Origin of the sequence: Thiohalophilus sp., from assembly GCF_031581315.1 — a bacterium.
Lineage (GTDB): Bacteria > Pseudomonadota > Gammaproteobacteria > UBA6429 > Thiohalophilaceae > Thiohalophilus.
The window spans coordinates 5,459-14,938 of the sequence record NZ_JAVLAZ010000061.1 but is presented as its reverse complement, the minus strand read 5'-3'; the positions used below and the strand labels follow the sequence as shown (position 1 = coordinate 14,938).

General features: G+C 57.5%; 9 protein-coding genes. 3 read left to right on the top strand and 6 right to left on the bottom strand.

The window, feature by feature from the left end; genetic code table 11:
* Positions 1–527: AAA family ATPase (locus RI563_RS09540; RefSeq protein ID WP_310694146.1), on the top strand; the 527-nt coding region annotated here is incomplete at its 5' end.
* A 403-nt stretch (positions 528–930) separates the two neighbouring features.
* On the opposite strand, the gene infA is transcribed toward RI563_RS09540, so the two are convergent.
* The 6 genes from infA to trxB all read right to left on the bottom strand — a co-directional run bounded on the left by infA (position 931) and on the right by trxB (position 5,672).
* A complete protein-coding gene (gene infA, locus RI563_RS09535) occupies positions 931–1,149 on the bottom strand; it encodes a translation initiation factor IF-1 (RefSeq protein WP_310694145.1) in 219 nt (72 codons plus the stop codon).
* A gap of 139 nt (positions 1,150–1,288) precedes the next feature.
* Complete coding sequence (locus tag RI563_RS09530) at positions 1,289–1,525, bottom strand: hypothetical protein (protein WP_310694144.1); 237 nt, start codon at positions 1,523–1,525, stop codon at positions 1,289–1,291.
* A 233-nt stretch (positions 1,526–1,758) separates the two neighbouring features.
* Positions 1,759–2,496, bottom strand: a complete 738-nt coding sequence (locus RI563_RS09525) for an arginyltransferase (RefSeq protein ID WP_310694143.1) — start codon at positions 2,494–2,496, stop codon at positions 1,759–1,761.
* Between the two features lie 91 nt (positions 2,497–2,587).
* Positions 2,588–3,346, bottom strand: a complete 759-nt coding sequence (gene aat / locus RI563_RS09520) for a leucyl/phenylalanyl-tRNA--protein transferase (protein ID WP_310694142.1) — start codon at positions 3,344–3,346, stop codon at positions 2,588–2,590.
* 5 nt (positions 3,347–3,351) lie between these two features.
* Positions 3,352–4,500 (bottom strand): GNAT family N-acetyltransferase, encoded by a 1,149-nt coding sequence (locus RI563_RS09515; protein WP_310694141.1) that lies wholly within the window; start codon positions 4,498–4,500, stop codon positions 3,352–3,354.
* A gap of 212 nt (positions 4,501–4,712) precedes the next feature.
* A complete protein-coding gene (trxB, locus tag RI563_RS09510; protein WP_310694140.1) occupies positions 4,713–5,672 on the bottom strand; it encodes a thioredoxin-disulfide reductase in 960 nt (319 codons plus the stop codon).
* Positions 5,673–5,810: 138 nt separating this feature from the next.
* Between trxB and ald the strand changes: the two genes are divergently transcribed.
* Both ald and RI563_RS09500 read left to right on the top strand, forming a co-directional pair.
* Entirely contained in the window at positions 5,811–6,866 is a 1,056-nt protein-coding gene (gene ald / locus RI563_RS09505) for an alanine dehydrogenase (RefSeq protein WP_310694139.1), read from the top strand.
* Between the two features lie 70 nt (positions 6,867–6,936).
* On the top strand, positions 6,937–9,255 hold the full coding sequence (locus tag RI563_RS09500) for a DNA translocase FtsK (protein ID WP_310694138.1): 2,319 nt from the start codon (positions 6,937–6,939) through the stop codon (positions 9,253–9,255).
* Positions 9,256–9,480: the final 225 nt, after the last annotated feature.

Genomic DNA, 9,480 nt, shown 5'->3' with positions numbered 1-9,480 from the left:
AGGTGATGGACCACGGCACCCTGACCGATAACAACGGCCGCAAGGCGGATTTCCGTAACGTAATCATCGTCATGACCACCAACGCCGGAGCCGACAGTCTCTCGCGTAGCTCCATCGGTTTCACCCGGCAGGATCATTCCAGCGATGCCATGGAAGCGATCAAGAAGACCTTCACGCCGGAATTCCGCAATCGGCTGGACGCGGTGATTCAGTTCAAGCAACTGAGTCCGGATATCATCAGCCAGGTGGTCGACAAATTCATGTTCGAATTCGAAGCCCAGCTGGAAGAAAAAGGCGTCAGCCTGGAAGTAGACGCCGAGGCGCGGACCTGGCTGGCCATGCGCGGCTACGATCCCACCATGGGCGCGCGGCCGATGGCACGGGTCATTCAGGAACACATCAAGAAGCCCCTGGCCGAAGAGCTGTTATTCGGCAAGTTGTCCAACGGCGGCCGTATCCGCATCAGCGTCGACAACGACGAACTGAGTTTCGAGATGGAAAGCAAGGACGAGCTGGCCACGCAATAACAGGGGCTAGGTGCTAGGTTCTAGGTCCTGGATAAGAGGGGGCTAGGGGCTAGGTCCTGGGAAAACCCTGTAGGTCACGTTGGCGATAGCCTACGTGACACAATCTTGAACAGAGGCAGGGCATCAGGTAGCGCTGTGCGCAACCTGGCCTACAACTCATAACAGGGGCTAGATTCTAGGAGACAATATTCTAGGGGATGTTTTACCTAGAGACTAGTAACTAGCCCCTAGCTCCTGCCAGGCCGCAGGCCTGGTTAGACACAATCTTGAACAGAGGCAGGGCGCTCAGGCAATCTGCCCGATACCGCTTCGCTTTATCGAGCCTACAGACTTATGAACAGAGGGTTGTTTTACTAGCGACTAGAAACTAGCCCCTAGAACCTGCCAGCCCGCAGGGCTGGCCTTAACGATTACGGAAGGTGATGCGGCCCTTGCTGAGGTCATAGGGGGTCAGCTGGACGGTGACCTTGTCGCCGGTCAGGATGCGGATATAGTGTTTGCGCATTTTGCCGGAGATATGCGCGGTCACGACGTGACCGTTTTCGAGTTCAACCCGAAACATGGTGTTGGGCAGGGTTTCAACCACCGTGCCTTCCATTTCAATGTGTTCTTCTTTAGCCATTCAGTAACTATCTCACTCTCCCCAAAACAGCGCGAATAATGCCTGATCCGGGGCCGATTTTCAAAGTAAATAGCTATATAGCGACGGATCCGGCCGTTTCAAGGCCGGAACCGGCGGGCAGGGCGGGAATTCGGGGTGCTCAGACGGCCACGGCGCGGCGCCAGTCCACCGGTGTCCAGTAGACGTGCGGATGGACGAGCTCATCGTCCAGGACGATTTCCATCCCCAGCAACTGGTTGATGATGTCCAGATTGGGAATCTCGGCGAGATCGTCTTTCAGGCGGCCAAAGTGCTGATTGTTCATGTACAGCACGTTGGGGCGAAACCCCTGCTCATTCTCGAACTCGTTGGCGAGACGGTAGATAAAGCTCAACATAAGGCACCTCCTATGTTGGGAACCCCAGCGTGCCTGTTCAGTATGACACTCCCATGACAGTGGAGTTCGGGTGGCCTTGTTTATTATATCGGCCCGCCAGTCAGCGTGCTTTAATTCAATGAAAAAACAAATTGTAAACGAATGTCACAATTCTGATTCAGCGTGTTTGGGGAGGTTATAATGGGAGTTCAGGCGCACTTTCTGTTTTTTAAGACGTCGTTGCCAATACCGTCTTAACCGGTCTCTTCCAGCTCGATCCATTGTCGACCGTCATATCCTTCCAGTGGCTGAAAGCGACGTTTGTAGTCCATCTTGTCCGACTCGCCGATCCAGTAACCCAGATAGAGATAGGAGCGTTGCCACTGTCGGGCAAGTTCAATCTGTTGCAGGATCGCCAGGGTCCCGAGCCCCTTTTGCGACGGTTGCGGTTCAAAAAAGGTATACACCGCCGACAAACCATCCTCCAGCACATCGGTGACCGCGATTGCCAGCAATTGTTGCCGGGCGCGAAATTCGATCAGGGTCGTCTCTGCCCAGTAGGAATCGAGTACCCGCATATAAGTATCGGGATCATCGTTATCCATGCCACCACCGGGATGACGGTGCTGCATGTAACGTCGATAGAGATCGTAATGTTCGTCAACAAACTCGACCGGCCGGGTTGTCAATTGCACATCCTGGTTGGCCTTCAATGTTCGACGTTGACTGCGGTTGGGTTCAAAACGGTCGACGGGAATGCGCACCGGCACACAGGCCCGGCAGTTACGGCAATGGGGGCGATAGATGTAATTGCCACTGCGTCGAAAACCGATACCGGCCAGAGCTGAGTAATGGGCGGGGCGCAGTACCAGTGAGGGATCGACAAAGATCGAGGTCGCCTGACGATCGTCCAGATAACTGCAGGGATGCTCCGGGCTGGCGAAAAACTGCAGCTCGTTGAGCACCGGGTGAAAACTGTTCTGATCGGTCATGGCGATTGTGTCATCAGGTGTCCATCTTGAACTTTAGAATAGCAAGTTGAAGGGGTCCGGAAAACAGCGGAATCAGTGATTCGTTATCTGTCTAAGGCGAATCAAACGACTGGTCTGTATCGATTCGCCCGGTCGCCTGTAACTGTCGGATACGCCCGGGATCGACTGACCAGTGGCCGGCGTTCAGCGGTTCGCAATAGGTATCCAGGTAACGGGTGAATTCTCGCCGGGGAATATTTTGCGCACCGAGACTGTTGAGGTGTTCTGTCTCCACCTGGCAGTCGACGAGTTGGAACTGCCAGGCACGCAGATGTGCCACCAGGGTCACAAAGGCGATTTTTGAGGCATCACTCATGTGGGTAAACATCGACTCGCCAAAAAAAACCTTGCCCAGTGCCACCCCATACAGGCCACCGACCAGTTCATCGTCATACCAGGCTTCCACCGAATGGGCATGCCCTGCCTCATGAAAGTGTCGGTAAGCGCGTTGCATCTCGTCGGTGATCCAGGTGCCGAGTCCATCACGGCGCGGCAGGGCGCATTGCTGCATCACCTCGGCAAAGGCCGTATCAAAGGTGATCCGAAATTGTCCCTTTTTCAGATTCTTGCGCAGGCTGCGGGATATTTTCAGCGCGTCGGGAAACAGGACCGAACGGGGATCGGGCGACCACCAGAGAATCGGTTGCTCGTCGCTGTACCAGGGGAAAATCCCGTGTCGATAGGCTGCCAGTAACCGGGAGGTTGACAGATCGCCGCCCAGGGCAAGCAAGCCGTCAGGATCGCGCAACGCCTCTTCCACATCGGGAAACCAGTCAGGATAGCGGGGGGATAGCCAGTAGGGGGCACTCATACCGGTCAGGCCGATCGCTTGAAAGGCGAGTGAGTATCCAGTTCCTGCATGTAATCTTCCACGGCTTCACGTTCGTGATCCAGATAACGCGTCAGCCCTTCGCGAAAACCTTCATGGGCTATCCAGTGTGCTGACCAAGTCGGTACGGGTAAGAAACCGCGACTGATCTTGTGTTCGCCCTGGGCGCCGGGTTCGAAGCGTTGCAAGCCATGCTGGATGCAGTAATCAAGCCCCTGATAATAACAGGCCTCGAAATGCAGGCTGTGAAAATCGCGATTGCAACCCCAGTGCCGACCGTACAACGTATCGCGGCCACAGACATTAAACGCCGCTGCCACATACTCACCCTGATATTTGGCCATAACCAACACCACATTGCGCGGCATAGTCTGGCCGATCTCCATGAAAAAATCCTGAGACAGCGTCGGGATACCGCTTTTGCGTTCGAAGGTGTTGCGATAAAAACGGTGGTAAATATCCCAGTGTTCCGCTTCCATCTCGTCGCCATGGCGGATTTCGATTTCGACGCCCTGTTCGGCAACCATCCGTCGCTCGCGGCGGATCTTTTTGCGCTTTTGCTGGGTGAAATGCGACAGGTAATCATCGAAGTCACGGTAAGCGTGGTTTTGCCAGTGAAACTGACAACCCAGACGCATTAAATAACGGGAGTCGTTCTGGAACTGTTGTGTATCCCGCTCGTCAGTAAACAACCAGTGCAGGGATGACATACCGGTTTTCTGTGCATGGGCAGTTGCCGCCTCGATCAATTGCGCGGCATAGGTATCAAAATCTTTATCCGGATGCACCAGCAGGCGAGGCCCGGTTGCGGGGGTATAAGGAATGGCGACAACCAGTTTGGGATAATAGTGCAGGCCGGCACGATGCCAGGCATCGGCCCAGGCCCAGTCAAAGACAAATTCGCCATAGGAATTATCCTTGATATACATCGGTGCCGCGGCCACCGGTACACCGCCTTCCTCGATCAGGACATACTGCGGATACCAGCCATACAACTCACCGACGGCATTATACTTTTCCAGCGCACGCAAAAACTCATACCGCACAAATGGAAAACGCCCGTCAGAGAGGGCGTTCCATTGCTCGGCGGAAACCTCGGCGAGACTTTCCAGTATCCGGACGGTCATGTCATTCATTTTTTGAGTTCACTGGGAATATATCGCAGAGGACGCGGAGGCGCAGAGTCGCGGAGTTTTATTAATTTGTACAAATTATCGCTGTCTGTCGACATTATTGAGCTGCTTTGTTTGCAGAATATGTGCTGAACAGATTTAACAAAATGTTTTCTCTGCGTCTTTGCGCCTCCGCGTCCTCCGCGTTATTTCCCAGAGAGTCAACTATAAAACCGCTATGCGTTTTCCTCTTTTTCGAGGTAGCGTTCGGCGTCGAGGGCGGCCATGCAGCCGGTGCCGGCGGAGGTGACGGCCTGGCGGTAGATATGATCGCTGACATCGCCGGCGGCGAAGACGCCCGGGACGCTGGTGGCGGTGGCGTCGCCTTTGGTACCGCTTTTGACGCTGATGTAGCCGCCTTCCATGTCCAGCTGGCCTTCGAAGATGTCGGTGTTGGGTTTATGGCCGATGGCAATGAACACACCCATCACCTCTATTTCCTTGGTGCTGCCGTCTTCGGTACTTTTCAGGCGCAGGCCGGTGACGCCGGAGTTGTCGCCCAGGACTTCATCCAGTTCATGGTTCCATTCGATACTGACGTTGCCGTTTTTCGCTTTTTCCAGCAGCTTGTCGGAGAGAATTTTTTCCGAACGGAATTTGTCGCGGCGATGAATGACAGTGACATGGTCGGCAATGTTGGACAAAAACAGGGCTTCTTCCACGGCGGTGTTGCCGCCACCGACGACCGCCACTTTCTGACCGCGATAGAAAAATCCGTCGCAGGTGGCACAGGCAGAGACGCCCTTGCCGCGAAATGTCTCTTCCGATGGAATACCCAGATACATGGCCGAGGCGCCGGTGGCGATAATCAGTGCATCACACGTATAGACAGCGCTGTCGCCGGTCAGGGTATAGGGCTTTTGCTTCAGATCGACCTTGTTAATGTGGTCAGCGACGATTTCGGTCTCGAAACGTTCGGCATGCTGGCGCATCCGGTCCATCAACCCCGGTCCCTGCAGACCTTCGACATCGCCGGGCCAGTTGTCCACCTCGGTGGTGGTCATCAATTGGCCACCCTGTTCCAGGCCGGTGATCAGTACCGGATTGAGGTTGGCGCGCGCAGCATAAACGGCCGCGGTGTAACCGGCGGGACCGGATCCCAGAATAAGCAGGCGACAGTGTTTGGCTTCACTCATGTGTTAGACTCCGGATGCATGTGATTGATTTGTTGTTCGATTTCCTTAAACAGACAGTCAAAACCGGAACAGGTTCAGCCTGCAGAAGGGAGAGTGCCTGTAGTCTACGGAATGCCAACAGGAGGGTAAAGGCGTAACATGCGAATCGGAGTTCCCAGCGAGATCAAGGTGCAGGAAGGGCGAGTCGCACTGATCCCCGATGCTGTCGATGAACTGATCCGCCATGGCCACCAGGTTTTTATTCAAAGCGGTGCCGGCCAGTATAGCGGCTATGCTGACGAGGCCTATCGGGTGCACGGTGCGCAGATCGTCGCCACGGCGGCCGAACTGTTCGAGGCGGCCGAGTTACTCGTCAAGGTCAAGGAACCGCAGCCCGAGGAACTGGATCGCCTGCGTGCCGATCACCTGCTGTTTTCCTACCTGCATCTGGCGGCCGCGCCGCAACTGACCCGCGCGCTCAGGGAGATCGGGCTCACGGCGGTGGCGTTTGAGACAGTAACCGATAGCCATAACCGTTTGCCGTTACTGGCACCCATGAGTGATATCGCCGGGCGCATCGCCAGCCAGACCGGCAGCAATCTGCTCTACCACCATCAGGGCGGACGCGGCGTGTTGCTGGGCGGGGTGCCGGCCACCGAGCGCGGCGAGGTGGTGGTTCTCGGCGCCGGCGTGGCCGGCACCAGCGCGGCGCGCATGGCCGCCGGCATGGGTGCCCGGGTCACCGTTTTCGATCGCGATCGGGACAAGCTGCAACAGGCTCGCCTGATCGGCCCCAATGTCACCGGCCGCCATGCCTACACCAGCGCCATCGAGGAGGCTGTTCAGTCCGCCGATCTGCTGATCGGGGCGGTACTGATACCCGGCGCCAGGGCCCCGCACCTGGTCTCGGCCGAGACGGTCCGACGCATGCCGACCGGCAGTGTGATTATCGATATTTCGGTCGACCAGGGGGGCTGTATCGAAACCACCCGCCCGACCAGCTACGACGAGCCCACATTCCTCTGGGAAGGGGTGCTCCATTACGGGGTCACCAATATGCCGGGCGCGGTGCCCAGAACGGCCTCCCAGGCGTTGTCCGCCGCGCTGGTTCCCTATATCCTGCATCTGGCCGAGCCGGGCTGGGAGAGCCGGCCGGACCTCGCCGCGGGGCTCAATATTCGGGCCGGCAAGGTGGAGCTGGCCGCCTTGCAATAACTATAGATATATTGCGATTATTCTTATAATTTAGTAAGTTATATTACTTTTCTCATAAAGAAGATAAACTTTGCCCCAGGCCAAAAAGACAGCCGCTGAATCCAAGAGTCCGCCCCTGGCCAGCCACCTGCAACGGGCGCTGAAAGAGGGGGCGCTGTATGTGTTCGGCTTCACCGCGCTCTATTTTTTGCTCGCGCTCTCCAGCTACCATCCGGCGGATCCGGGCTGGTCCCACAGTGGCGGGGCGCAGCCACGTATCGCCAATCTGGGCGGCCCGACCGGCGCCTGGCTGGCGGATGTCTTTTTAAGCCTGTTCGGCTATCTGGCCTACCTGTTCCCGATCATGGTCGCCTATGCCGGCTGGCGCCTGTATCGCGATCGACGCAATATCCATCCCTTCGACATCCGCGGCTTCGGTCTGCGGATCAGCGGTTTTGTTCTCACCCTGCTGGCCGGCTGCGGACTGGCCAGTTTGCACGATGTCGGCGGTGTCAGCCCGTTGCCGGTCAATGCCGGGGGCATTCTGGGCGATTATGTGGCGACCAATATGGCCGGTGCATTCAGCTTTCTGGGCGCCACGCTGTTGCTGCTGGCGCTGTTTTTGAGCGGAGTGACCCTGTTCACCCACCTGTCCTGGTTATGGCTGATGGACAGTCTGGGCGCCCTGACGCTGCGCCTTTTGTATGCGCTGCGCGCCTGGTTTACCCGCACGGTGAGCTGGATCCAGGAACGGCGGGCGCGCAAGCAGCATCAACAGCAGTCCAGCGCGAAGGTCGAAAAGCAGAAAGTCAGAGAGGCCAAACGCACGCCACCGGTGATCCAGCGCGAGGAAAAACCGGCCACGCCCAGCAAGCGGGTCGAGCGCGAGCGGCAAGTACCCCTGTTTACCGATGCCGGGAGCGGGGCGTTACCGCCGCTGTCGCTGCTGGATGACACCCAGCCCGGCGATCGCAACGAAATTTCCGAAGAGGCGCTGCAGGCGATGGGCCGCCAGGTGGAGCTGAAGCTGCAGGATTTCGGTATCGAGGGGGAAGTGGTGGCGGTCCATCCCGGCCCGGTCATTACCCGCTTCGAGCTGCAACCGGCGGCCGGGGTCAAGGTCAACCAGATCACCAACCTGGCCAAGGATCTGGCCCGTGCCCTGTCGGCGGTCAGTGTGCGGGTAGTGGAAGTCATTCCGGGCAAGACCACCGTCGGCCTGGAGATTCCCAACCAGCAGCGCGAGGTGGTACGCCTCAGCGATAATCTCAAGGCCCCCGAATTTGCCGATTCCAAGTCCCCTCTGACACTGGTGCTGGGCAAGGATATCAGCGGCAATCCCACGGTCGCGGATCTGGCCCGCATGCCGCATCTGCTGGTCGCCGGGACTACCGGTGCCGGCAAATCGGTGGCGCTCAATGCCATGATCCTGAGCCTGCTGTATAACGCCAGTCCGAAGGATGTGCGACTGATTCTGATCGATCCCAAGATGCTGGAACTGTCGATCTACGACGGCATTCCCCACCTGCTGGCGCCGGTGGTCACCGACATGAAAGATGCGGCCAACGCGCTGCGCTGGTGTGTGGCGGAAATGGATCAACGTTATCGATTGATGTCAGCGCTGAAGGTGCGCAACATCGCCGGTTTCAATCGCAAGGTGCGTGAGGCCAAAGAGGCGGGCCAGCCGATCCTCGATCCGCTGCACCCGGCCGACTCCGAGCTGGAAGCGCAGGAACTGCAGCCGATGCCGTACATCGTGGTGGTGGTCGACGAGCTGGCCGACATGATGATGGTGGTCGGGAAAAAGGTCGAGGAGTTGATCGCTCGCCTGGCCCAGAAAGCGCGCGCTTCGGGCATTCACCTGATCCTGGCCACCCAGCGTCCGTCGGTCGATGTGCTGACCGGGCTGATCAAATCCAATATCCCCACGCGTATTGCCTTCCAGGTTTCCTCGCGGGTCGATTCGCGCACGATTCTCGATCAGATGGGCGCCGAGCAGTTGCTGGGTCATGGCGACATGCTGTATCTGCCGCCGGGGAGCGGCCTGCCGGTCCGTATTCACGGCGCCTTTGTCGACGATCATGAAGTGCACAACGTGGTCGAGAATCTGAAACAAAGCGGCCAGCCGCAATACCTTGATGAGGTCACCAACGGTCCGGCCGAGTCCGAGAGTAGTTATAGTGGTGAAGGCGGCAGCGGCGATGCCGAAGCCGATCCCCTGTATGATGAAGCGGTCCAGATCGTCACCGAAACCCGCCGCGCATCCATCTCCGGTGTACAGCGCCGCCTGCGGATCGGTTACAACCGCGCCGCACGGCTGGTCGAGGCAATGGAACAGGCCGGCGTCGTCGGCCCGCTGGAATCCAACGGCAACCGCGAAGTTCTGGCGCCGCCACCGCCCAAGGAATGAACACAGTTTGAACCACAGAAGACAACGGGGGTCACAGAGTTAATGGAGCCGTTACTCCAAATAAAGACTCTGTGCCCCCTGTGGTGAATTAAACGAACAAGAGAAATGCTACGTATGTTGAAACGAATAATGATAACCGTGATGACCTGTCTAATGTTCAGCGCGCCGGTTCAGGCCGCGCCGGCCATCGAGGACTATTTCAGCAATCTCGACAGTTTCGAGGCG